The 24,244-nt window shown below is 56.9% G+C and carries 22 protein-coding genes, 1 tRNA gene and 1 riboswitch; of the genes, 14 read left to right on the plus strand and 9 right to left on the minus strand.

Annotated features, from left to right (window positions below; translation table 11 throughout):
- Positions 1 to 37: 37 nt before the first annotated feature.
- Complete coding sequence (locus tag AC8GFP_RS05430) at positions 38 to 595, plus strand: HNH endonuclease (protein WP_506611036.1); 558 nt, start codon at positions 38 to 40, stop codon at positions 593 to 595.
- A gap of 17 nt (positions 596 to 612) precedes the next feature.
- Here the strand turns inward: AC8GFP_RS05430 and purN are convergent, their stop codons facing one another.
- Complete coding sequence (gene purN / locus AC8GFP_RS05435; RefSeq protein ID WP_506611038.1) at positions 613 to 1,212, minus strand: phosphoribosylglycinamide formyltransferase; 600 nt, start codon at positions 1,210 to 1,212, stop codon at positions 613 to 615.
- Between the two features lie 109 nt (positions 1,213 to 1,321).
- Here purN and AC8GFP_RS05440 point away from each other — a divergent pair, with 109 nt between their 5' ends.
- Genes AC8GFP_RS05440 through AC8GFP_RS05455 form a run of 4 tightly spaced genes read left to right on the plus strand, consistent with a single transcriptional unit; the run spans position 1,322 to position 6,196 of the window.
- Positions 1,322 to 2,500 carry an acyl-CoA dehydrogenase family protein gene (locus tag AC8GFP_RS05440; protein ID WP_506611039.1) on the plus strand — a complete coding sequence of 393 codons (1,179 nt, stop codon included), beginning with the start codon at positions 1,322 to 1,324 and terminating at the stop codon, positions 2,498 to 2,500.
- Positions 2,501 to 2,503: 3 nt separating this feature from the next.
- Positions 2,504 to 3,619, plus strand: a complete 1,116-nt coding sequence (locus tag AC8GFP_RS05445) for an acyl-CoA dehydrogenase family protein (RefSeq protein WP_506611041.1) — start codon at positions 2,504 to 2,506, stop codon at positions 3,617 to 3,619.
- Positions 3,620 to 3,634: 15 nt separating this feature from the next.
- A complete protein-coding gene (locus tag AC8GFP_RS05450) occupies positions 3,635 to 4,954 on the plus strand; it encodes an RsmB/NOP family class I SAM-dependent RNA methyltransferase (protein WP_506611043.1) in 1,320 nt (439 codons plus the stop codon).
- A gap of 30 nt (positions 4,955 to 4,984) precedes the next feature.
- Positions 4,985 to 6,196, plus strand: coding sequence for a DesA family fatty acid desaturase (locus AC8GFP_RS05455; RefSeq protein ID WP_506611045.1), 1,212 nt, complete (start codon positions 4,985 to 4,987; stop codon positions 6,194 to 6,196).
- Positions 6,197 to 6,325: 129 nt separating this feature from the next.
- Here the strand turns inward: AC8GFP_RS05455 and rpmG are convergent, their stop codons facing one another.
- From rpmG to trxB, 3 genes are all read right to left on the minus strand, one after another.
- Positions 6,326 to 6,496, minus strand: coding sequence for a 50S ribosomal protein L33 (gene rpmG, locus AC8GFP_RS05460; RefSeq protein ID WP_019425810.1), 171 nt, complete (start codon positions 6,494 to 6,496; stop codon positions 6,326 to 6,328).
- Between the two features lie 27 nt (positions 6,497 to 6,523).
- Positions 6,524 to 6,757: a 50S ribosomal protein L28 gene (rpmB, locus tag AC8GFP_RS05465; RefSeq protein ID WP_506611048.1), complete on the minus strand. Its 234-nt coding sequence runs from the start codon at positions 6,755 to 6,757 to the stop codon at positions 6,524 to 6,526.
- Between the two features lie 153 nt (positions 6,758 to 6,910).
- Positions 6,911 to 7,858, minus strand: a complete 948-nt coding sequence (gene trxB, locus AC8GFP_RS05470; RefSeq protein ID WP_506611050.1) for a thioredoxin-disulfide reductase — start codon at positions 7,856 to 7,858, stop codon at positions 6,911 to 6,913.
- A 112-nt stretch (positions 7,859 to 7,970) separates the two neighbouring features.
- Between trxB and AC8GFP_RS05475 the strand changes: the two genes are divergently transcribed.
- From AC8GFP_RS05475 to AC8GFP_RS05485, 3 genes are read left to right on the plus strand one after another with little or no spacing between them, the layout of a single operon-like run.
- A complete protein-coding gene (locus AC8GFP_RS05475; RefSeq protein ID WP_506611052.1) occupies positions 7,971 to 10,307 on the plus strand; it encodes a DNA translocase FtsK in 2,337 nt (778 codons plus the stop codon).
- Positions 10,308 to 10,309: 2 nt separating this feature from the next.
- Positions 10,310 to 10,957: an outer membrane lipoprotein periplasmic chaperone LolA gene (gene lolA / locus AC8GFP_RS05480; protein ID WP_506611054.1), complete on the plus strand. Its 648-nt coding sequence runs from the start codon at positions 10,310 to 10,312 to the stop codon at positions 10,955 to 10,957.
- Between the two features lie 10 nt (positions 10,958 to 10,967).
- A complete protein-coding gene (locus AC8GFP_RS05485) occupies positions 10,968 to 12,269 on the plus strand; it encodes a replication-associated recombination protein A (protein WP_506611056.1) in 1,302 nt (433 codons plus the stop codon).
- Here AC8GFP_RS05485 and AC8GFP_RS05490 read toward each other — a convergent pair.
- On the minus strand, positions 12,266 to 13,303 hold the full coding sequence (locus tag AC8GFP_RS05490; RefSeq protein WP_506611058.1) for a CDP-6-deoxy-delta-3,4-glucoseen reductase: 1,038 nt from the start codon (positions 13,301 to 13,303) through the stop codon (positions 12,266 to 12,268). The two genes, AC8GFP_RS05485 and AC8GFP_RS05490, sit on opposite strands and share 4 nt — an antisense overlap.
- A gap of 45 nt (positions 13,304 to 13,348) precedes the next feature.
- Here AC8GFP_RS05490 and AC8GFP_RS05495 point away from each other — a divergent pair, with 45 nt between their 5' ends.
- Positions 13,349 to 14,275, plus strand: a complete 927-nt coding sequence (locus AC8GFP_RS05495) for an NAD-dependent epimerase/dehydratase family protein (protein WP_506611060.1) — start codon at positions 13,349 to 13,351, stop codon at positions 14,273 to 14,275.
- Here AC8GFP_RS05495 and AC8GFP_RS05500 read toward each other — a convergent pair.
- Positions 14,272 to 15,396, minus strand: a complete 1,125-nt coding sequence (locus AC8GFP_RS05500; RefSeq protein WP_506611062.1) for an NADH:flavin oxidoreductase/NADH oxidase — start codon at positions 15,394 to 15,396, stop codon at positions 14,272 to 14,274. The two genes, AC8GFP_RS05495 and AC8GFP_RS05500, sit on opposite strands and share 4 nt — an antisense overlap.
- Before the next feature lie 96 nt (positions 15,397 to 15,492).
- On the opposite strand from AC8GFP_RS05500, the gene AC8GFP_RS05505 reads away from it, so the two are divergent.
- Entirely contained in the window at positions 15,493 to 17,034 is a 1,542-nt protein-coding gene (locus AC8GFP_RS05505; protein ID WP_506611064.1) for a hypothetical protein, read from the plus strand.
- 38 nt (positions 17,035 to 17,072) lie between these two features.
- Here AC8GFP_RS05505 and AC8GFP_RS05510 read toward each other — a convergent pair.
- Positions 17,073 to 17,160: transfer RNA gene (locus tag AC8GFP_RS05510), tRNA-Leu, on the minus strand.
- 35 nt (positions 17,161 to 17,195) lie between these two features.
- On the opposite strand from AC8GFP_RS05510, the gene cysM reads away from it, so the two are divergent.
- Genes cysM through AC8GFP_RS05525 form a run of 3 tightly spaced genes read left to right on the plus strand, consistent with a single transcriptional unit; the run spans position 17,196 to position 18,870 of the window.
- Positions 17,196 to 18,098 (plus strand): cysteine synthase CysM, encoded by a 903-nt coding sequence (gene cysM, locus AC8GFP_RS05515; protein ID WP_506611066.1) that lies wholly within the window; start codon positions 17,196 to 17,198, stop codon positions 18,096 to 18,098.
- Positions 18,095 to 18,637 carry an NUDIX domain-containing protein gene (locus AC8GFP_RS05520; protein WP_506611068.1) on the plus strand — a complete coding sequence of 181 codons (543 nt, stop codon included), beginning with the start codon at positions 18,095 to 18,097 and terminating at the stop codon, positions 18,635 to 18,637. Before cysM ends, AC8GFP_RS05520 begins: the two co-directional genes overlap by 4 nt.
- Positions 18,638 to 18,642: 5 nt before the next feature.
- Positions 18,643 to 18,870, plus strand: coding sequence for a sulfurtransferase TusA family protein (locus AC8GFP_RS05525; protein ID WP_506611070.1), 228 nt, complete (start codon positions 18,643 to 18,645; stop codon positions 18,868 to 18,870).
- A 117-nt stretch (positions 18,871 to 18,987) separates the two neighbouring features.
- On the opposite strand, the gene AC8GFP_RS05530 is transcribed toward AC8GFP_RS05525, so the two are convergent.
- The gene (locus AC8GFP_RS05530; RefSeq protein ID WP_506611072.1) at positions 18,988 to 21,981 is read right to left on the minus strand and encodes a valine--tRNA ligase; all 2,994 of its coding nucleotides are present in this window, start codon (positions 21,979 to 21,981) and stop codon (positions 18,988 to 18,990) included.
- Between the two features lie 82 nt (positions 21,982 to 22,063).
- A riboswitch (glycine riboswitch) is annotated at positions 22,064 to 22,151 on the plus strand.
- Positions 22,152 to 22,310: 159 nt separating this feature from the next.
- Between AC8GFP_RS05530 and AC8GFP_RS05535 the strand changes: the two genes are divergently transcribed.
- Positions 22,311 to 23,576, plus strand: a complete 1,266-nt coding sequence (locus AC8GFP_RS05535) for a D-amino acid dehydrogenase (protein ID WP_506611074.1) — start codon at positions 22,311 to 22,313, stop codon at positions 23,574 to 23,576.
- 5 nt (positions 23,577 to 23,581) lie between these two features.
- On the opposite strand, the gene AC8GFP_RS05540 is transcribed toward AC8GFP_RS05535, so the two are convergent.
- Complete coding sequence (locus AC8GFP_RS05540) at positions 23,582 to 24,238, minus strand: DsbA family oxidoreductase (RefSeq protein WP_506611076.1); 657 nt, start codon at positions 24,236 to 24,238, stop codon at positions 23,582 to 23,584.
- Positions 24,239 to 24,244: the final 6 nt, after the last annotated feature.

Raw genomic sequence — 24,244 nt, forward strand, 5'->3', positions numbered from 1 at the left:
CGACGTCAGTGCTCGCTTATCTCTCTGGAGGTGCAAGTTGAAGGTCTTGAAGCTGTCTGCCCAAGGGCTCCCGCAGTCTTGGATTTCACTCGAACAAGCCGTGATCCACTATGCGGCCGACGAGGTGCGCTGGGAAGCCGGTGTGGAAATCGCCGTCTACCACGGTGGCCACAACGCTGTCACTGGCTTGCAATCGCTGATCACCGTCAACAGCATCATTGGCACCAAAGGCGTGCCGCGCATCAACCCCTTCGAACTCAAACCTGGCCTGACCAACAGCAAGTTGTTCGCCCGAGACCGCAACATCTGCGCCTATTGCGGCGACGACTTCCACGAAACCGAACTCACCCGCGAACACATCATTCCGTTTGGCCAACACGGCGTGGACAGTTGGATGAATGTGGTCACCGCGTGCCGCGCTTGCAACCACCGCAAAGCCAACCGCACGCCCGAGCAAGCCAAGATGCCCTTGCTTTACACCCCGTATGTGCCCACCTTGTGGGAAGACTTCATCCTGCGCAACCGCCGCATCTTGGCGGATCAGATGGAGTTTTTAAGAGCGCATGTGCCGAGAAATTCAAGGCTTGCGGCTTGACATCTTGGCGGGCTGAATCAGCCTTTCATGGACGCCAACAACTGCGCCACCACCCTCGGATACATCTGATGCTCTTGCGTCAGAACCCTGGCCGCCAAGCTGTCGGCGGTATCACCAGCCATCACCGGCACCACAGCTTGCGCCAAGATCTCACCATGGTCCAGCTCGGCGGTGACGCGGTGCACCGTGGCCCCGGCAAATTGACAACCTTCATCCAAAGCGCGTTGGTGCGTGTGCAAGCCGGTGAAGGCTGGCAGCAGTGAAGGGTGGATGTTGATCAAACGTCCCGCGTAATGCGCCACAAACCCCGGTGTCAAGATGCGCATGAAGCCAGCCAGCAGCACCAAGTAGGGCTCATGTTGATCAATCTCTTGCATCAAGGCCGCGTCAAAAGCCGCGCGTGGCTCGGCTTCGTGGGCAAAGTCTTGATGGTTCACCACCGCTGTTTTCAAACCCTGCTCTTGGGCCAACACCAAACCCTTGGCATCAGGCTTGTTGCTGATGACGGCGGCCACTTGGGCGTGGTAGCGCGTGGCCCAGTCGTCGCGCTGTGCGGTGCGCACGATGGCGGCCATGTTGGAGCCGCCGCCCGAAATCAAAATCACCAGGTTTTTCATGGGGCTGATTATCCCGATGCCACCCCCGTGTTCATGCGGGGGTGAAAAATAGAACGAGCGTGCTAAAACATGGTCTTTGCAAACCACAGACCCGCCGTCGGAGAACCCCATGGATTTGGCTTTCACCCCTGAAGAACAGGCTTTTCGTGAAGAGGTGCGCACTTGGGTGCACGCCCATTTGCCCGCGCAGCTTTCGCACAAAGTGCACAACGCCTTGCGTTTGTCCCGTGAAGACATGCAGTCTTGGTCGAAAATTTTGGGTGCCAAAGGCTGGCTCGGCTACGCCTGGCCATCGCAGTTTGGCGGCCCCGGCTGGAACGCGGTGCAAAAGCATTTGTTCGAAGAAGAATGCGCCTTGGCCGGTGCGCCGCGCATCGTGCCGTTTGGCCCGGTGATGGTGGCGCCGGTCATCATGGCCTTTGGTTCACCCGAACAACAACAACGTTTTTTGCCAGGCATTGCCAGTGGTGAGGTGTGGTGGAGCCAGGGTTACAGCGAACCCGGCTCGGGCTCCGACCTTGCATCCTTGAAAACCCGCGCCGAACGTGTGGGCGACAAGTACATCGTCAACGGCCAAAAAACCTGGACCACCTTGGGCCAGTTTGGCGATTGGATTTTTTGCTTGGTGCGCACCGACAGCAGCGGCAAACCGCAAACCGGCATTTCGTTTTTGCTCATCGACATGAAGTCGCCCGGCGTGTCGGTGCGCCCCATCAAATTGCTCGATGGTGAATGCGAGGTCAACGAGGTTTGGTTTGACAACGTGGAAGTGCCCGCCGAGAACCTGGTGGGCGAAGAAAACAAAGGCTGGAATTACGCCAAGTATTTGCTGGCGCACGAGCGCACCAACATCGCCGACGTCAACCGCGCCAAGCGCGAACTCGAGCGATTGAAGCGCATTGCCAAGGCCGAAGGCGTTTTGGAAGACATGCGCTTTCGCGATGAAATCGCCAAGCTCGAAGTGGACGTGATGGCCCTGGAGATGATGGTGTTGCGCGTCTTGAGCGCCGAGAAATCGGGCAAGCAATCCTTGGACATCGCGGGCTTGCTGAAGATTCGCGGCTCGGAAATTCAGCAGCGTTACAGCGAACTCATGATGCTGGCTGCAGGCCCGTTCAGCATGCCCTTCATTGAAGAAGCCATGGAAGCCGGTTGGCAGGGCGACCATGTGGGTGCGGCGCATTGCGCCCCTTTGGCCTCCACATATTTCAACTTGCGCAAGACCACGATTTACGGTGGTTCGAATGAAGTGCAACGCAACATCGTTGCGCAAACTGTTTTGGGGTGAACCATGGACTTTGATTTCTCTGACGACCAAACGCAATTGCGCGACGCTGTGCGCAAATGGGTGGACAAGGCCTATAACTTTGATGAGCGCCGCAGTGTGGTGGCCGCGGGTGGTTTTTCTGCCAGCGCCTACCAAGCCTTGGCCGAGCTGGGCTTGTGCGGTTTGTATGTGCAAGACGCTTACGGCGGCATGAACATGGGGCCTGTGGAGGGCATGGTGGTGATGGAAGAACTCGGGCGCGGCATGGTGCTCGAACCCTTGGCCCACACTTGGATCAGCACCGCGGTGTTGCAAGCCTACGCGCCTGACGACATGAAAACCGAATGGCTGCCGCGCTTGGCCGGTGGCGAGGCTTTGTTGGTATTGGCCCACCATGAAAAGGGTGCGCGTTACAACTTGAACACATGCCAAACCACGGCGAGGCAAGTGGGCAACGCCTGGCACATCAGTGGCACCAAAAGTCTGGTGCCCGCCGGTGACCAAGCCCATGGCTTCTTGGTGCCTGCCACCGTGGACGGACAAATGGCTTTGTTCTTGGTGCCACGCAGCGCGGGCACCATCACCAGCCACGCCTACCAAGCGCAAGACGGCAGCCGCCTGAGCGAGTTGCAGTTGAAAGACGCCACAGCACAACGCATCAGCGCCGACGGGTTGGCCGCCTTGCAATTGGCCGTGGATGTGGGCGCCGCGTGTTTGTGTGCCGAAGCGGTGGGCTTGATGGAATCCACCTTGGCCATCACGGTCGATTACATGAACACCCGCAAACAGTTTGGCGTGAACATCGCCAGCTTTCAGGCACTGCGGCATCGCGTGGCCGACATGAAAATGCAACTTGAGTTGGGCCGCTCGATGAGCTATTACGCCTCACTCAAGCTGAACGCACCAGCTGAGGAGCGCAGCTTGGCGGTGTCTCGTGCCAAATACCAAATGGGCTGTTCAACCCGCTATGTGGGTCAGCAAGCCGTGCAATTGCATGGTGGCATTGGTGTCACCGATGAATACATCGTCAGCCATTGTTTCAAGCGCTTGACGCAAATGGAACTCAGCTTTGGCGACAGCTTGCACCACCTCGGCGCGGTGTCGAATCAAATGCAAGAAACCGCAGGTGTATTTGCCTGAGCCGATAATGCGTGGATGCATCCAAAAGCCCTGTTAGACGCTTGCACCGAACTCACCCGTTTGCTGCTTCGCTTTGACCACCCTGCCGACAGTGTGGTTTCCAAATACTTCCGCGATCAACGCAAACAAATGGCCTTGGGCCCGCGCGAGCGCGGTGTCTTGGCCGAAACCGGCTACAACGTGTTGCGCCAAAAACTGCGCTTTGAACACCTGGCCAAGTCTGGCAGCGGCGTGCGTGAACGCCGCTTGGCCATCTTGGGTTGGGCCACCTACTTGGATTCACAAGCCAAACTGCAGCAACCCCAAGCCACCCACGGTGACCGCGGCTTCATGAAAGCCGCCATGAGCGAGATGGAGTTCAAGTGGTTGGCTGATTGCGATGCCGCCACCGACGAAGCGTTTTTGGCCCCGCACCGCCACAACCTGCCGCCTTGGTTGGCCGAGGCCTTGGAAGCGCAGTTGGGCGAGGACTTCTGGCCCTTGGTCGACAGCTTGCAGCACACCGCTGGTTTGGATGTGCGGGTCAACACCTTGCAAGCCAAACGCGCCGACGTGCAGGCCGAGTTGGAGAAAAACGGCATCGCTGTGATGCCCACACCGTTTTCACCTTGGGGCTTGCGCATGAACGCCAAGCCCAACTTGAGCAAGCTCACGTTGTTTGAAAAAGGCGTGATTGAAGTCCAAGACGAGGGCTCGCAATTGCTGGCCCTGTTGCTTGACGCCAAACGCGGCGAAATGGTGGCCGATTTTTGCGCCGGTGCTGGTGGCAAAACCTTGGCATTGGGTGCGGCCATGCGCAACACCGGTCGCTTGTACGCCTTCGACACCTCAGCACACCGCTTGGAGGCGATGAAACCACGCTTGGCCCGCAGTGGTTTGTCCAACATCCACCCGGTGGCGATTGCCCACGAACGCGACGACCGCATCAAGCGTTTGCGCGGCAAGATGGACCGGGTCTTGGTGGATGCGCCTTGCACGGGCTTGGGCACGTTGCGGCGCAACCCCGATTTGAAATGGCGACAAACCCCCGAGGCGGTGGCCGAGCTGACGGTGAAACAAGCGGCGATCTTGGCCAGTGCCGCCAGGTTGCTCAAGCCCGGTGGCCGCTTGGTCTACGCCACCTGCAGTTTGTTGCCGGCTGAAAACGAAGAGATCGCCCAAGCCTTCAGCGCGGCGCACCCGAATTTCAAACCTTTGTTGGTGAAAGACCTCCTCACCGATTTCGAGGTGTCAGAGCCCGAGAATTTGTGTACGCCGGATGGCTTGTATTTGCGCCTGTGGCCGCACCGCCATGGCACCGATGGCTTCTTTGCCGCCGCATGGGTGGCCGCTTAAAATTGGTTTTTGCTGTTTGGGAGGATTGACATGCTGTTGCCCGCTTGGCCTTGGTTGGATGCGTTGCTGAATTGGTTGGCCTATGGGGTCTGGGATCTCAGCGCGTGGCAACTGCTGCTCATCACCCTGGGCATGACGCACATCACCATCGCCGCTGTCACCATCTACCTGCATCGCCACCAAGCGCATCGCTCACTGGATTTGCATTGGTTGCCCGCGCATTTCTTTCGGTTTTGGTTGTGGTTGACCACCGGCATGACCACCAAAGCCTGGGCCTCGATCCACCGCAAACACCACGCCAAATGCGAAACCGAAGAAGACCCGCACAGCCCGCAGGTGTTTGGCATCCGCAAAGTTTTCTGGCAGGGCGCAGAGCTTTATCGCCAAGAAGCGGCCAACAAAGAAACCTTGCGCAAATACGGCCACGGCACCCCTGACGATTGGATCGAACACAAGCTCTATTCGCGTTTTTCATGGCAAGGTTTAGGCCTCATGCTCATCATCGACCTGGCCTTGTTTGGTGCCATTGGCCTGAGCATGTGGGCGGTGCAAATGCTGTGGATTCCAGTCACGGCCGCCGGTGTCATCAATGGCATTGGCCACTACTGGGGCTACCGCAACTTTGAAGCGCCAGACGCCAGCACCAATATTTCGCCTTGGGGCATCTTGATTGGTGGCGAAGAACTGCACAACAACCACCACACCTATCCCACGTCCGCCAAGTTGTCTGTCAAGCCTTACGAGTTCGACATCGGTTGGCTCTACATCCGCATCTTGCAAAGTTTGGGCTTGGCCACGGTGAAAAAAACCCCGCCCAAACTGCATTACGCCAACACCAAGGCGGTGGCGGATGAACAAACTTTGGAAGCCCTGATTGCCAATCGCTATGAAGTGATGGCGGGTTTTGCGCGTCAACTGCAACTGGCCTTGAAGCAAGAAGTGGCCAGCCTGCCCAAGCTGCCCACCGAGGCGGTGCTGAATGCTGCACGCCGTTGGATGCACCGCGATGAAGTGCAAGTGCCAGCGCAGTTCCATGCCTTGCTCAGCCAAGCCCGTGCCGCCTTGCCCAACGTGGACACCATGGTGAAGATGCGCGAAGAGCTGCGCCAGTTGTGGCTCAACACCCATGCCAACCAAGCGCAATTGGCACAAGAGCTGCAAGCCTGGTGCCGCCGCGCTGAAAACAGTGGCGTGGCCGCATTGCGGGATTTTTCGATGCAGTTGCGTGCTGTGACGATTTAACGCACCCGTCGATCCAACACCGCAGCCCAAACATTCAATCGCTTGGTCAAAGCACCGACTGTGTTGAACGCGAAATGAATGGACAACAAAAAACCCGCCTAGGCGGGTTTTTTTGTGGGCAAGTGCAGATTACTTGAGTTTGATCTCTTTGTATTCCACGTGCTTGCGTGCCTTGGGGTCGAATTTCATGATCGACATTTTTTCGGGCATGGTTTTCTTGTTTTTGCTGGTGGTGTAGAAGTGGCCGGTGCCAGCAGTTGATTCCAGCTTGATTTTTTCGCGTCCGCCTTTGGAAGCCATGGTGAAGTCCTTTCGAAGTCGGTGGGTTTAAGCTTGGCCGCGAGCACGCATGTCTGCGAGCACAACGTCAATGCCTTTTTTGTCGATCAAGCGCAGAGCAGCGCTGGAAACGCGCAAACGCACCCAACGGTTCTCGGTTTCCACCCAGAAACGGCGGTACTGCAAATTGGGCAGAAAACGACGCTTGGTGCGGTTGTTGGCGTGGGAAACATTGTTTCCGCTCATCGGGCCTTTGCCCGTTACTTCACATACGCGTGCCATCAGACACTCCTTCAATTAAACAGCCCAGCAACAAAACATGCCGAACTTGACCTCGCCGAAATGGGGGGCGGTATCCCCTGGACAGTTGTCCACAGAGCCCAAGATTCTAGCCTGAATCGCCGGGACGCCCTGAATCAGGCTCCCCCAACTGTTTTATTGCTCTAAAAACCGCTGGGCGTCGAGCGCCGCCATGCAACCGGTCCCTGCGCTGGTGATGGCCTGGCGGTAGATGTGGTCTTGCACGTCACCGGCAGCGAAAACGCCCGGCACGCTGGTCTGGGTGGCCATGCCTTGCAAGCCGCTTTGGGTGACGATGTAGCCCTCTTTCATCTGCAACTGGCCTTCAAAGATACCGGTGTTGGGCTGGTGGCCAATAGCGATGAAGCAGCCATGTACCGATAGGTCGCGGGTGCTGCCGTCTTGCGTGCTTTTCAGACGCACGCCGGTCACGCCCGAGGTGTCCCCCAGCACTTCATCCAGCACGCTGTGCACTTCCAACACTATCTTGCCGGCCTTCACCTTGTCCATCAGCTTGTCGATCATGATCGCCTCGGCTTTGAATTTGTCGCGGCGGTGGATCAGGTGCACCTTGGTGGCGATGTTGGACAAGTACAAGGCTTCTTCCACGGCGGTGTTGCCGCCGCCGACCACGCACACGGCTTGATCGCGGTAGAAAAAACCGTCGCACGTGGCGCAGCCCGAGACGCCGCGGCCCATAAAGCTTTGCTCGGAGGGCAGGCCCAAGTACTTGGCAGAAGCGCCGGTGGCGATGATGAGCGCGTCGCAGGTGTAGGTGCCGCTGTCACCAAACAAGGTGAAGGGGCGCTTGGAGAAATCAACTTTGTTGATGTGGTCGAACACCATTTTGGTGTTGAAGCGTTCGGCATGTTCCAAAAACCGTTGCATCAGGTCGGGACCTTGAACGCCTTGCGCGTCAGCCGGCCAGTTGTCCACATCCGTGGTGGTCATCAATTGGCCGCCTTGGGCCATGCCGGTGATCAAGGTGGGTTGCAGGTTGGCGCGGGCAGCGTAAACCGCGGCGGTGTAGCCGGCAGGGCCAGAGCCCAGGATAAGTACTTTGCTGTGTTGGGGGGAGGTCATAGGGAGAGGTTTTGGGGTGAGAAACGAATGTCGGTGCACATCCTGCAGGTTGGTCATTTTAGTTCCGTGTCTGTCACCGCCCTGAGCGCGCCTGTTAAGCTTATGCCCGGCAATGACTTACTCGTTACACACCCTCCAAAACAGCAAGGACGACCCCCCGCCAATCACGGGTTGGCAACGGTTTGTCCAAGAAATTGCACTCAGTGTGGGTTTTGTGCTCATGCTGTTTTGGCTGATTGCCATGCTGACCCACACCCCCCAAGATCCGGCTTGGACCACCTCGGGCTCTTCCCTGTTGGCGCACAACTGGGGCGGGCGCATCGGGGCCGCCATCAGCGATCTGGGTTATTTCGTACTTGGATACTCCATCTGGTGGTGCTATTTGGCGGCTTTGGTCAGTTGGCTCACCGCTTTGGCCGTGCGTTTGCGTGGCGATCAAGGGCCAGCGCAAGCCCCTGACATTTGGCGCCTGAGCCGCTGGGCATTTTGGAGCGGCTTGGTGTTGCTGCTGTTGGCCAGTACCGGTTTGGAATACACCCGTTTGTACCGTTTCGAAGAGCGCCTACCAGGTCACCACGCAGGCGGTATCTTGGGCTACATGGTTGGTGGCGCAGGCGACAAATGGCTGGGCTTCAACGGCTCCGGCATGGTCTTCATTGTCTTCATGCTGATTGGCATGTCCTGGGTATTTGGTTTTTCTTGGGTGCAAGTGGCTGAAAAAATTGGCGCCAGTCTTGACCAACGGCTACAAGCTTGGCGAGAGCGTCGGGAAATTGCGGAAGACCTTGCATTGGGCCAAGCCGCAGCCAAAGCGCGAGAAAATGGGGTGTTGTTCGAGCGTGATGAGTTGGATGAAGCGCCTCACCATTTGCCCATCCGCATCATGGTCGAGCCTGAGCCCTTGGCCGCACCCCAAAGCGAACGCATTGCCCGTGAACGCCAAAAGCCCTTGTTCAACGACATGCCCGATTCACGTTTGCCGCAGGTTGATTTGCTGGACGAGATGCAAAGCCGCCAAGACTCGGTGGACGCTGAAACCATCGAGTTCACCAGTCGCTTGATCGAGAAAAAACTGCGCGACTTCGGTGTCGAAGTGAAAGTGTTGGCTGCCGCCCCGGGGCCGGTGGTGACCCGCTATGAAATTGAACCTGCCACGGGCGTGAAGGGCTCGCAAATTGTGAATTTGGCCAAAGACTTGGCCCGATCACTCAGCATGGTGTCCATTCGCGTGGTGGAAACCATCCCCGGCAAAAACTTCATGGCGCTTGAATTGCCCAATGCCAAACGCCAGTCGATCCGCTTGAGTGAAATCTTGGGTTCATCGGTGTACAACGAAGCCAAATCCATGCTCACCATGGGCTTGGGCAAAGACATTGGCGGCAACCCGATCGTGGCCGACTTGGCCAAGATGCCGCATGTGTTGGTGGCGGGCACCACCGGTTCGGGCAAATCGGTGGGCATCAACGCCATGATATTGAGCCTGCTCTACAAAGCCGAAGCCCGCGATGTGCGCTTGCTGATGATCGACCCCAAGATGCTGGAGATGTCGGTCTATGAAGGCATCCCGCATTTGCTGGCACCGGTGGTCACCGACATGCGCCAAGCCGCCCATGGTTTGAACTGGTGCGTGTTCGAGATGGAGCGCCGCTACAAGCTGATGAGCAAGTTGGGTGTGCGCAATCTGGCGGGCTACAACCACAAGATTGAAGAAGCCAAAGAGCAGGGCGAAGCTCTCACCAACCCGTTCAGCTTGACGCCCGATGACCCCGAACCGCTGGAACGCTTGCCGCACATCGTGGTGGTGATTGATGAGCTGGCCGATCTGATGATGGTGGTGGGCAAGAAGATTGAAGAATTGATTGCACGCTTGGCGCAAAAAGCCCGGGCTGCGGGCATCCATTTGATCTTGGCCACACAACGCCCCAGCGTGGACGTGATCACCGGTCTCATCAAAGCCAACATCCCGACCCGCATCGCCTTTCAGGTGAGCAGCAAAATCGACAGCCGCACCATCCTGGACCAAATGGGTGCCGAAGCCCTGCTGGGCATGGGTGACATGCTGTACTTGCCCAGTGGCACGGGCTTTCCCATCCGGGTGCATGGTGCATTCGTCAGCGATGACGAGGTGCACCGTGTGGTCAGCTATTTGAAAACCCAGGGTGAGCCCAATTACATCGAAGGCTTGCTCGAAGGCGGCACGGTGGAAGGCGAGGCCCAAGGACCTGATTTGTTTGGTGAAACAGCCGGAGAAAAAGACCCGATGTACGACCAAGCGGTGGAAGTGGTGTTGAAGAACCGCAAGGCCAGCATCTCGCTGGTGCAGCGCCACCTGAAGATCGGCTACAACCGCGCCGCGCGTTTGGTGGAAGACATGGAAAAAGCCGGTATGGTCAGCGCCATGAGCAGCAACGGACAACGCGAAATTCTGGTGCCTGCCAGATCGGAGTGAGCATGACAAAAGCAGCGACTCTTTGGCTGGGCATGATCATGGCCTTCGGCGCACAAGCCGACAGCCTCGACAGCTTGGCGCAATTCCTGAAGCAAACCCGCAGCATGCGAGCCGACTTTGTGCAAGTGGTGGCCGCACCCGCCAAAGAAGGTCGCCCTTCCAAACCCAAGACCTCCAGTGGCAGTTTTGCCTTTGTGCGCCCCAGTGTGTTTCGCTTCGACTACAACAAACCCTTTGTGCAAAACATCGTGGCCGATGGCAAGAACCTGTGGTTGTTTGACGCCGACCTGAACCAAGTGACGGTGCGCAAGCAAGCCCAAGCCTTGGGCAGCACACCGGCCAGCTTGATTGCGTCGGCCAGCGACTTGGCCACCTTGGGCAAAGAATTTGAGTTGCTTGCCGCGCCCAGCGAAGCAGGCGTGGACTGGGTGGTCGCCAAACCCAAAGTCAAGGACAGCAGTTTGCAGCAGGTGCGCATTGGTTTGCGTTCAGAAGATGGGCAAATGGTGTTGGCGCATTTGGACATTGTGGATGCGTTTGGCACCCGATCGCAAATGCGGTTTGACAAAGTGGACGTCAACCCCAGCCAATTGACGGCTTCGCAGTTCAACTTTGTGCCGCCCAAGGGCGCGGATGTGGTGCGGCCCTGAGCATCGCACCATGAACAAGCCCACTGGCAACCACACCCCTTTGGCCGAGAGGCTCAGACCCCGCACCCTGGCCGAGGTGATTGGCCAACAACACATCTTGGGCGAAGGCATGGCACTGCGCGTGGCCTTTGAATCAGGGCAGCCGCACAGTTGCTTGCTCTGGGGTCCGCCCGGCGTCGGCAAGACCACCATCGCGCGTTTGATGGCGGATGCTTTTGATGCCCAGTTCTTGGCCATCAGCGCGGTGTTGGGTGGTGTGAAAGAAATCCGCGAAGCGGTGGACTTGGCGCAAGCAGCGCGTGACGGACTGGAAAACCGGCGCACGATTGTGTTTGTCGACGAGGTGCACCGTTTCAATAAAAGCCAGCAAGATGCGTTTTTGCCGCATGTCGAGTCGGGCCTGTTCACCTTCATTGGTGCCACCACCGAGAACCCTTCCTTTGAGGTGAACTCTGCGTTGTTGTCGCGGGCGGCGGTCTATGTGCTGCAACCCTTGTCCGAGGACGACTTGGCGCAAATCATCGCCAAAGCACGCGCCATTCAAGCCGTGCCCGAGCTTGAAGCCGCTGCACAAGCTCGCTTGATCGCTTATGCCGATGGCGACGCGCGTCGTTTGCTCAACACCTTGGAAACCTTGGCGGTGGCAGCGCAGCGCGAAAAGTTGGAAGAGGTGCGTGATGAATGGCTGATGAAAGTGTTGGGCGAGCGCATGCGCCGCTACGACAAAGGCGGTGAGCAGTTCTACGACACCATCAGCGCGATGCACAAATCGGTGCGGGGCTCGGACCCCGATGCCGCGCTCTATTGGTTGGTGCGCATGCTCGATGGTGGGGCCGAGCCGAAATACATGGCGCGGCGCATGATCCGCATGGCTGCTGAAGACATTGGCTTGGCCGACCCCCGTGCCCTGCGCATGGCTTTGGATGCGGCCGAGGTGTACGAGCGATTGGGCAGCCCCGAGGGTGAGTTGGCGTTGGCGGAGTGCGTGGTGTATTTGGCCATTGCGCCCAAATCCAACGCGGTTTACAAGGCCTACAACAGCGTGCGCAAACTCATCAAGTCCGATGGCACCAGACCTGTCCCATTGCACTTGCGCAATGCCCCCACCACCCTGATGAAAGACTTGGACTACGGCAAGGCCTATCGTTATGCACATGACGAGCCGGATGCCTTTGCTGCAGGCGAAAATTATTGGCCCGACGGCATGAAGCCACCCACGCTTTACGAACCGGTGGAGCGCGGTTTGGAAATCAAGATTGCCGAAAAAATGCGTGCCTTGCGTGAGAAAAACGCCCAAGCACGAAAGCCTTAGCTCTGCGCTTTGTCAGCCTCGCTGGTGAACGAGTCGGCGAAAAATTCATCTTCTGACAAACCATTCGCCACGTAATCACGGCGTGCCGAATCCACCACGATGGGCGCACCGCAGGCATACACCTGGTAACCGCTCAAGCTGGGTGTGTCTTGCAAGACCGCGCTGTGGACAAAACCTGTGCGACCGGTCCATCCATCCTCGGGTAAGGCATCTGACACGACAGGGATGTATTGCAAGTTCGGCATCAGCGGCAATTGCGCCAACACCCAATCGTTCAAATACAAATCGGCGGGGCGGCGTCCGCCCCAGTACAAACGCGTGGGGCGGCTGATGCCTTTGTGCTGCATGTGTTCCATCAAGGCCTTGATGGGCGCAAAGCCCGTGCCCGAGGCCAACAACACCATGGGTGCCGAGCTGTCTTCGCGCAAAAAGAAACTGCCATACGGGCCTTCCACCCGTTGGATTTCTTTTTCTTTCATGGCGCCAAACACATGGTCGGTGAATTTGCCACCGGGCATGTGCCGAATGTGCAACTCGACGCTGGGCGCTCCAGCCACCAAGGTGTGGGGTGCATTGCCCATGGAATAGGCGCGGCGCGAACCGTCACGCAATAAAAACTCCACATACTGACCCGCATGAAATTGGAAGGGTTCGGCAGCAGGCAATTGCAACTGCACCCGCATCACATCGTGGGAAAGTTTTTCCAGTGCTTGCACACGCACCGGCATTTTTTTGATCGGGAAGGCACCGGCTTCGACCACCTGCTTGGATTCCAACACCACGTCAGACAAGGGCGTGGCGCGGCAGGTCAGCACGAAGCCTTGCGCCAGTTCGTCAGCGCTCAAGGCTTTGGCCTGGTAGTCGGCCATCGTGAGCTCGCCAGCTAATTTCTTGCATTTGCACGAGCCGCAAGCGCCGTCTTTACATCCGTAGGGCAGGCCAATGCCTTGGCGGATACCGGCGGCCAAAATGGTTTCATCTGCCGCCGTGGAAAAATGGCGACCGCTGGGCTGAACGACAATCTGAAACGACATCTGAGAAATCCTTGTAGCTGAAACCACGACACGAAAGAAGCGATTTTGCCCTCAAACCTCACCCCCCTTGGCGCCTTGCCTGCCCGCTTTCGACGACCCAGGGTGTTGATCGTGGGATGTGGTGATGTCGGGCTGCGGGTGGCGGGGCTTTTGAACCCATCAAGTCGGGTGTTGGCATTGACCAGTTCGGTGCAGCGAATGGCTGAACTGCAAGCGAAGGGCATCACGCCTTTGCTGGGTAATTTGGACGAGCCCCACTGCTTGCAACGCTTGGCTGGTGTGGCCACCCACGTGGTGCACATGGCACCGCCCCCTTTGCAAGGAGACACAGATCCGCGCACCCGACACCTGGTGCAGGCATTGGCCAGACGCACGGCACCCCTCAGTGTGGTGTATGGCTCCACCAGTGGCGTTTATGGCGATTGCGAAGGCGCTTGGATCGATGAAACACGAGCGGTGAACCCGACAACGCCGCGGGCACAACGACGCGTCGATGCTGAAAACAGCTTGCAGTCATGGGGTCGACGTGGCGTGCCGCGTGTGAATGTGCTGCGCATTCCGGGCATTTACGCCTTGGACCGTGAGGGCGGCACACCACGTGAACGATTGATGAGAGGCACTCCGGTGCTGCAATCCGCGGATGACGTGTACACCAACCATGTTCATGCCGATGATTTGGCCCGTGCTGCGGTGCTGGCGCTGTGGCGTGGCCCCAAGTTGCAGACCTTGAACGTGAACGATGACAGCGATTTGCGCATGGCTGATTACATGGATTTGGCAGCCAGTCTTTGGCACATGCCCAAGCCACCGCGCATCAGCCGTTTGCAAGCAGAGAAAGAATTGCCGCCCATGACTTTGAGTTTCATGAGCGAATCCAGGCGCATGCGCAACCAACGATTGAAGCAATCCTTGCGTTTCAAACTGCGCTACCCCACGGTGCGCGAAGGCTTGTTGGGGCAGCCGGTTTTTTAACGCATGCCGATTTTGGCGTCGCCAAAAATACCATTGGCTTCTTTGGGCAGGCTGCGCCAGTATTGCGATGTGGCTTGCACCTTGCCGCCCAAGGCTGCTGCGGCTTCCCAACCCCAACGCGGTTTGTACAAAAAGCTGCGTCCAATCGCCACCATGTCGGCACTGCCTTCTGCCAGCACGGCCTCGGCTTGGTGCGGATCGGTGATCAAGCCCACGGCGATGGTCGGCATGCCGGTTTTCTCTTTCACGTGTTTGGCAAAGGGCACTTGGTAGCCCGGGCCGATTTTGATTTGTTGCTGCGGCGCGATGCCCGCCGAAGAGATGTGGATGAAATTGGCCCCAGCATCTTTGAGCAACAGGCTCAAGGCCGTGGTTTCTTCCAAGGTCCAACCGCCATCGATCCAATCGGTGGCCGACAAGCGCATGCCAAAGGTGCCGTCAAACACCTCGCGCATGGCTTTGAAAATTTGCAATGGAAAACGAACGCGGTTTTCGAAACTGCCGCCAAAGTAGTCGGCTCGTTGATTCGCAATGGGCGATAAAAATTCATGCAGCAAGTAGCCGTGGGCGCCATGCAGTTCGATCATCTCTAGGCCCATGTGTTGGGCGCGTTTGGCGGTTTCAACAAAAGCTTGTTGAATGGTTTGCAAACCTGCGGCATCAATTTCGTGGGGCGGTGCTTCGCCGGGCAGCAAGGCCAGGGGCGAAGGGGCTTGCGTGTCCCAGCCGCCATGGGCTTTGTCGATCATCATGCCGCCGTGCCAAGGTTGGGCACTGGAGCCTTTGCGACCCGAATGAGCGATTTGCAAGCAGACCGGCACGGGTGGCGCCAAACGGCGAGCACGTCCCAAGGTGTCGGACAAGGCCGCTGCCGTTTCATCGTCCCACAGCCCCAAGCAATTGGGCGTGATGCGACCTTGAGGCGAGACAGCCGTGGCTTCGATCATGAACAAACCCGCACCGCCATTGAGCAAATTGGCCCAATGCATCAAATGCCAATCGTTGGCGCGGCCATCTTCGTGGCAAGCGTATTGACACATCGGGGCCACGACGATGCGGTTGGGGATGGTCAGGGGGCCGCGTGGCGGGTTGAAAGTGAAAGGTGTAAACAAAAGACTCATAGGGAAATCAATTCGAAAGATGTCATCTTAAGCCGTCAAACTTCTCAAGTTTGCAGGTGTATCAGTCGATACATGACAGATCAATCCAGAATCTTCATGACATTCAACATCTTCACTTCTCTTCGCTGGGCACTGCCGCTCTGCCTGCTCGCCGCTTGCGGCGGGGATCAGGGCGCGGGCACGCCGACGCCGACCTCGCGTGGCGTGGCCTTGTTGAAAGGTCGCTTGATCGACAGCGCGGTGTCTGGTGTCACCTACAAAGTCACGTCGGCCGATGGCAAGGTGATCGCCTCTGGGGTCACAGACGATACAGGCACGTTTGAATACCAAGCAGGCGAAACCATCACGTTCTCGATCGGCAATATCGTGTTGCCCCCCGCATTGGGTGAAGCGGTTGTGACGCCCTTGAGCATGGCGCAAGGAGGCGGTGGGCCCATAGCCAGCAATGTGGCGTATTTTTTACAGTCCCTTGATTTCGATTTGGACCCTTCCAATGGCATCACCATCGACCCCAAAGTCGCGCAACTCGCGGGCATGGCTGGCTTTGCCACGACATCTGTGGATTGGTCACAAGACACGGCGGTGTTCATCACCAACAACAAACTCAGAACCATTTGGAATCAAGCCAAAGCCTTGAACCCGGACAACTTGGTCGTGCCCATTCCACCGAAGACGCCAGAAGAAACCGACAAACACCTGGCTGAAACCTTGTTTGGCTCTTTGGACACACAACCACCTCAAACCGAAGGTTGCGTCGAGGAGCCAGGCATTGGCAAACCCTCCTACACCCCTTTGGGGACCAGCATGTGGGCTGACTTGTTGGCCAAGCCCAAATCCACAGTGGCACCGGGTTGGATTTACGACGGTGCCATCACCCAAGCCACGCCTTTGGGCGAACCTGCTGGTGATATGCGGTTGTTCAAACCAACAGCTTCATCCGTGGCCTATCAAACCGCCCAAAAATCAGTGGATGCGGACAATGTGGATGCAGACATTTGGCTGAAACACCAAGGCAGCCCTGATGTGGTGTTGCGCATTGCCGCCAAAGAACGTTTGGGCGGAGACTCCATCTACTTCCCCAGGTACAGTGGATCTGCAATTTATTTGCACTATGTGGCCAATGACAATTCGGTACTCGAATTCAAATTTGCCCCGGGTATCGAGCCAAAAGCGTTTTTCAGCTTCATCGGCAATAACGCGAACATTTATTACCGAGGCACCGCAGGCAAAGATGGCTTGATGAACAAAAGTGGGGATGACGGCTGGAACGCTTGGTCGCAAGAGCGCGGTGACACCTGGTTTCGCCACAAACCGGCTGCAGCTGGCAAGCCAGCGGATCCGATTTTCAATATCCCAGAGGTGCCTGCCACCCCAGCGGATGTGAATTTTCCGCCCAACTTGCGCAAAGGGGGAACGACGCCGATGGGGCGGGCACTTGGCACAACGACTTGTTTTCTCAAACCAGGTGGTTCAGTGCTGTTATGGCGCAAACCCAGCACGTCCACTGATTTGTTTTTCAGCCCTATGGCGGTGCGCAACAGCGTGAATGAATTGGCACCCGTTTACAACGATGCCTTGGGGTACCAAGGCTTTGTCGGTCTGCGCTCAGGCGTGCAGATGTTGAGAATATTGAAATAAAAAAACGACCCTTGTGGGGTCGAATTTGTTGCCTTGGCTGGTGCCGGAGGCCGGAATCGAACCGGCACGGTGTTTTGCACCGGCAGATTTTGAATCTGCTGCGTCTACCAATTTCGCCACTCCGGCAGGAGGGAGAGGCGGAATTATGGCACAGTGTAGGGATGAACTATCCGACCATTGAATCAGCCATCGGAAACACACCGTTGGCCGCGCTGCAACGCATTGGTGCAGCAGACAACAAAAACCGTGGCAATGTCTTGTTGGGCAAGTTAGAGGGCAACAACCCCGCAGGTTCGGTGAAAGACCGTCCTGCCTTGTCCATGATTCAACGTGCAGAAGAACGCGGTGACATCCGACCGGGTGACACCTTGATTGAAGCGACATCGGGCAACACCGGGATTGCTTTGGCCATGGCCGCGGCGATCAAGGGCTACCGCATGGTGCTCATCATGCCCGAGGACTTGTCGATTGAACGTGCGCAAACCATGAAGGCTTTTGGCGCTGAACTTATCCTCACATCCAAAAGCACCGGCATGGAAGGCGCACGAGATTTGGCGGATCAAATGCAAGCCCAAGGCAAGGGCTTGGTGCTTGATCAATTCGCGAATGCCGATAATCCGCGCATTCACTATGAAACCACCGGCCCCGAAATTTGGCAGCAAACGCATGGGCAGATCACGCACTTCGTGAGTGCCATGGGCACCACCGGCACCATCACGGGTGTGTCGCGCTACCTGAAAGAAAAAAACCCCAAGGTGCAAATCATCGGTGCGCAACCCAGCGAAGGCTCGCGCATTCCAGGCATTCGCAAATGGTCCCCTGAATATTTACCCAAAATTTACGATGCCACCCATGTGGATGAACTCGTTTATGTGAGCCAACAAGACGCCGAAGACATGTGCCGACGCATGGCCCGTGAAGAGGGCATCTTTGCAGGCATCTCAGCAGCTGGTGCTTGCTGGGTCGCCTTGGAAATAGCCAAACGCGTTGAAAACGCCACCATCGTGTTCATCGTCTGCGACCGAGGCGACCGTTACCTTTCAACAGGCGTGTTTCCGGCATGAGCCATTTTCAGTATTGCCCGATGTGCGCCACCGAGTTGCAACTCATCACCCAAGATGAAGACGGCGGCCCGAAACAACGCATGCGCTGTGTGGTGTGCAACTGGACCCATTGGAACAACCCCACGCCCGTGCTGGCAGGCATTGTTCAGGTAGGTCATCAAATTTTGCTGGCCCGCAATGCGGCCTGGCCGGGCAGACGCTTTGCACTCATCACTGGCTTCATGGAGGCTGGTGAGTCCCCAGAAGAAGGCATTGCCCGTGAAATTGCTGAAGAAACCAATTTGAAAGTGACGAGCTTGAAGTTGGTGGGGGCTTATGACTTTCAACGCATGAACCAAGTCATCATTGCTTATCACGCTGTGGCGGAGGGTGAGATTCGTTTGTCACCTGAACTGGCCGAATACAAGTTGTTTGATTACCAAGACATCATTTGTTGGCCAGCTGGCACGGGCTACGCCATGGGCGATTGGCTGCGCACCCAGGGCATCGAGCCGCGCTTCATGAGTTGGGAAGAGCGTGCCGCTCAAAATTTAGAATGATGACCATGCAGATCGATCAAGAATTAGACACGCGGGGCTTGAATTGTCCCTTGCCCATCCTGAAAGCCAAGAAAGCCTTGACCGCGATGCAAAGCGGTCAGTTGCTGAAAGTGGTGTCCACCGACAAAGGCTCGTTGCGCGACTTTGCTGCTTTTTCAAAGCAAACCGGCAATGAGTTGATGTCACAAGAGACGGTGGGCGAAGACTTCATCCACGTGCTCAAAAGGCGCTGATACATGAATTGATAGCACTGGTGTCGTGCCTGCCATCGTGGGTTCGGTCGCCTCTCACCGCCGCAAGCGGCAACGTTCGAGTCGGCCCGACCCACCATGTCAGTCACTCAGCGAATATCACACGAGCCTCTTCAACTGATCAGCCACTTTGAGCAAAGTGGCCTCAAAGTCTGCCACCCGCTGACGCTCTTGCGCAATCACTGCAGGTGGTGCTTTGGCCACAAAGGCTTCGTTGCTCAGCTTGCCGTTGGCCTTGGTGATTTCGTTTTGCAATCGTGCAATTTCTTTGCCCAAGCGGATCTTTTCAGCCGCGACATCAACTTCGATGAACAAGCACAAACGGGCTTCACCTACCACCGCCACAGGGGCGGCTTGCGCGGCGGCTTGCCAAGCGGCTTCATCGTCAAATACTTTCACCTCGCTGAGTTTGGCGAGGGCTTGCAAGACAGCCGCATTGCTGCGCATGAACTCGGCATGGCCCAACACAAACATCGGCATGCGGGTGGACGGTGACACGTTCATCTCGCCCCGCAAATTGCGGCATGCGTCCACCAAGGCTTTGAGTTGCTGCACATTGGCGATGGCTTGCAGGTCGATTTTGTTCGGTTGTGCCTCGGGGTAACGCGCAATGCTGACCGACTCGCCGGGCATGCCCGCCACGGGCGCGACCTTTTGCCACAGTTCTTCGGTGATGAACGGAATGATGGGATGCGCTAAACGAAGGATGGCTTCCAAGGTGCGGATGAGGGTACGGCGTGTGGCCCGTTGTTCGGCCGGGCCACCGGTTTGGATTTGCACCTTGGCGATTTCCAAATACCAATCGCAGTATTCGTTCCAGACAAATTCATAAAGCGCTGTGGCGACGTTGTCCAGGCGGTACTCTTCAAAACCCTTCGCAACATCTGCTTCGACTTGCTGGAGCACCGATGAAATCCAACGATCAGCCTGGCTGAAGTGCATGTAGTTGTGTGCTTTGCCACCCGGCGCACAGTCGGCTTTGGTGTGGTCCATCAGGCCGCAATCTTGGCCTTCACAATTCATCAAGACAAAGCGCGTGGCGTTCCACAATTTGTTGCAGAAATTGCGATAACCCTCGCAGCGCTTGCTGTCGAAGTTGATGCTGCGTCCCAAACTGGCCAAGGCGGCGAAGGTGAAGCGCAAGGCATCAGCGCCGTAAGCGGGAATGCCCTCTGGAAATTCTTTTTGGGTGTTTTTGCGCACCTGTGGGGCGGTTTCGGGTTTGCGCAAACCTTGGCTGCGTTTGTCCAGCAACGGTTCGAGCGAAATGCCGTCAATCAAGTCCACGGGGTCCAGCACATTGCCCTCGGACTTGCTCATCTTTTTGCCTTGCGCGTCACGGACCAAACCGTGGATGTAGACATGTTTGAAAGGTACTTGGCCGGTGAAATGCGAGGTCATCATGATCATGCGGGCGACCCAAAAGAAGATGATGTCGTAGCCTGTGACCAAGACACTGGAGGGCAGGTACAGGTCTGCATCCAAGAGTTTGTTGCCAGAAGCGTTGCCGAGCGTCGCTGCAGCGTCGAGTTGGCTCGTGTTCGTTTCGCGCCCGGATTGATGAACAGCTGAATCACCATGCCACCCCAAGGTGCTGAACGGCACCAAAGCGCTGGAGTACCAAGTGTCCAACACGTCTTCATCTCGGCGCAGTGTTTTGCCTGGCGCTTGGGCCTGGGCCTCAGCTTCGTTGTGCGCCACGTACACCGTGCCGTCTTCGTCATACCAAGCAGGTATTTGATGGCCCCACCAGAGTTGACGGCTGATACACCAATCAGTGATGTTGTTCATCCACTGGTTGTAGGTGTTCACCCAATTCTCGGGCACGAATTTCACTTCACCGGACTGCACTGCATCGATGGCTTTTTGCGCGATGCTTTTGCCGGTGGCGTCTTGCGGGCTGACCTTGTTCATGGCGACAAACCATTGGTCGGTCAGCATGGGTTCAACCACTTGGCCGGTGCGGGCGCAAATCGGCAGCATCAGCTTGTGGGGCTTGATCTCCAGCATCAAGCCCATGGCTTCCAAGTCGCGGTTGACGGCTTTGCGGGCGTCAAAGCGGTCCATGCCTTGGTAGGCGGCAGGACCGTTTTCATTGACCTTGGCGTCCAGCGTGAAGATGGTGATGAGTGGCAAGCCGTGACGCTGCGCACAGGCGTAGTCGTTGAAGTCGTGGGCGCCGGTGATCTTCACGCAACCCGAGCCAAATTCGCGGTCGACGAAGTCATCGGCAATGATGGGGATTTGCCGATTGCACAATGGCAGATCGACCATTTTTCCTACAAGGTGTTTGTAGCGTTCATCTTCGGGGTGCACAGCCAAGGCCCCATCGGCCATCATGGTTTCGGGACGGGTGGTGGCGATCGTCATGCCTTTTTGTGCGACACCGTCAATCAGTTGAGGGCCATTGGCAAACGGATAGCAGATGTAGTGCATCTTGCCTTCCGATTCGGTGCTCTCCACTTCCAAGTCAGACACCGCGCTCATCAGCACAGGGTCCCAATTCACCAAGCGTTTGCCTCGGTAAATCAAGCCTTGCTGGTAAAGCTTCACGAAGGTGTCGGTCACCACAGGTGTCAACTTGTCGTCCATCGTGAAGTACTCGCGCGTCCAGTCCACGCTGTCGCCCATGCGGCGCATTTGCTGGGTGATGGTGTTGCCTGAATGCTCTTTCCATTCCCATACTTTGCTGATGAAATTCTTGCGGGCTTCAGCAGGTGTGGGGCCCATGTCATGGCGGTTGATGCCTTGGGCTTGCAATTGACGCTCGACCACGATTTGCGTGGCAATGCCAGCATGGTCTGTGCCGGGAATCCAAAGGGTATTGAAGCCACGCATGCGGTGATAGCGCGTGAGGCTGTCCATGATGGTCTGGTTGAACGCATGGCCCATGTGCAAGGTGCCGGTCACATTGGGCGGTGGCAACTGAATGGCGAACGATGGTTGTTCTGCCTTTGCTTGGCCGGTGCCGCGAAATCCAGCGACACCGTAACCTCTCTTTTCCCACTCGGGCCCCCAATGGGCTTCCAAAGCGGCGGGTTCAAAGGATTTGGACAGGCTGTCTAAGCCGGGTTGAGCTGGTGTTGTGGACATGCGAGGCAGATGTTGGAGGAATCAATCAAAACAGGCGATACAAGCGTTGATTCTAGGGTTCAGCGCCCAGCTATACTTTTGATGGATGTCATCGGGAGAGTGTGTCAAGCGACACCGCCGAAGGAGCAACCGCCCCGGAATCTCTCAGGCCCCAGGACCGGTGACATGGTAAATCTCTGAAGAGTTGCAGATCATGGTCAATCTGCACACCGAAGGAGCAAGCCATCGCCTTGCTGCGATGCGCGAATCTCTCAGGTCCAGCACAGAGGGGGTGGTGTACAGCAAGGTGCTGTGCGTCTCCCTTTCACGGACTCACTGAGGATTGCTTCATGAAACACATCGCCGTCATTGGTGGTGGCATCACGGGTGTCACCACTGCTTATGCCTTGGCGCAACAAGGCTTTTCCATCACACTTTTTGAGCGACACCGCTACGCGGGCATGGAAACTTCCTATGCCAATGGCGGGCAACTCTCCGCCTCGAATGCCGAGGTTTGGAACCACTGGTCTACCTTGGTCAAGGGCATGAAATGGATCACGCGACGGGACGCCCCTTTGTTGTTTCACCCCAAAGCCAGTTGGCACCAGTGGTCTTGGCTCACCGAGTTCGTGGCGCAATTGCCCCATTACGAGGCCAACACCATTCACACCGCGCAATTGGCCATTGCCGCGCGGGACTACTTGTTTGCTTGGGCGCAACAAGAAAACATCGATTTCGATTTGAAGCGCGAGGGGATTTTGCACATCTACCGCGATCCAGCCAGCTACCAACATGCCGTCAAAGTCAGCACCTTGTTGAAAAAGGGCGGCTTAGAGCGCATAGCGGTGTCACCTGAAGAAATGCGGCAAATTGAGCCTGCTTTGCAAGGCACTTTCCATGGCGGCTTTTTCACTGACAGTGACAGCACCGGCGATATCCACAAGTTCACCTTCGGGCTGTCACAGGCGCTCGAGCGCATGGGTGTGCAAACCATCTATGACTGCGATGTGACCAGCGTCAACACCACAGGCCAGCGGGTGCAACTGGTGTATGCAAAAGAATCAGAATTCCAGTCGCAAACCGCTGACGCCGTGGTGGTTTGCTGTGGCACCAACAGCCGTGAATTGGCCGCGCAACTGGGCGACCGCGTGAACATTTACCCCGTCAAGGGCTATTCCATCACGGTGAATTTGGACGATGCCCAAAGCCAAGCCAGTGCGCCGCAGGTGAGCTTGCTGGATGACGCGACCAAGCTGGTCAGCAGCCGATTGGGCGTGAATCGATTTCGGGTGGCAGGTACGGCCGAGTTCAATGGCTTCAACAAAGACATCCGAGCAGACCGAATTCAACCCTTGGTTGATTGGGTGGCGCAATGTTTTCCGGGTGTGAGCACACGGCAATTCACACCATGGGCTGGGTTGCGGCCGATGATGCCCAACATGCTGCCCAAGGTGGGCCCGGGCAAAGCACCGAATGTGTTCTACAACACAGGGCATGGGCATTTGGGCTGGACCTTGTCGGCTGCCACGGCGGTGTCGGTGGCCCAAACTGTGGTGGCTGCCAGAGCGGCGCTTGCTAAAAAACCGTCATCCCAAGCAAAGAAGGAAACAGCTTGAATTGTTCAGGCTTGGGCAGCGATGTCACGCAAGGCCTGCGCAAACACATGCGCAGGCTGACCACCCGAAATCAGGTGGCGGTCATTGATGATGACGGCGGGCACGGCGCTGATGCCTGCATTGGTATAAAAATGCTCGCGCTCTTTCACTTCTTGGGCATAGGTATCGCTCTCCAACACCGTTTGTGCGGCTGCTCCATCCAGCCCCAAACTGTTCACCGCTGCCAACAACACCGCGTGAGATTCGATGTTCTCGCCGCGCCCTTGGTAGGCTTCAAAGAATGCTTTTTTCAAGCGATGCTGTGTGCTGGCGTCAGCGGTGACTTCGGCCCAATACAGCAAGCGGTGTGCATCAAAGGTGTTGAAGATGCGGCCGCGTCCGGTGGGGTGAAAAGCAAACCCCACTTCGGCACCACGCGCCTTGATGTTTTGGTACATCTGAGCTTGTTGTTCGGCGCTCGAGCCGTATTTTTGGTTCAGATGTTCAAACAAGTCTTGGCCACCTTCAGCCAAGTTTGGGTTGAGTTCAAAAGGCTGAAAACGGATGTCGGCTTTCACTTCACCTTGCAGCGAATCCAAGGCTTGTTCTAAGGCGCCCAAGCCCACGGCGCACCAGGGGCAGGCAATGTCGGAGACGAAATCAATTTTCAAGGTGGTGGTCATGGTGAG

Source organism: Limnohabitans simekii (SeqCode) (assembly GCF_965234735.1).
Lineage (GTDB): Bacteria > Pseudomonadota > Gammaproteobacteria > Burkholderiales > Burkholderiaceae_C > Limnohabitans > Limnohabitans simekii.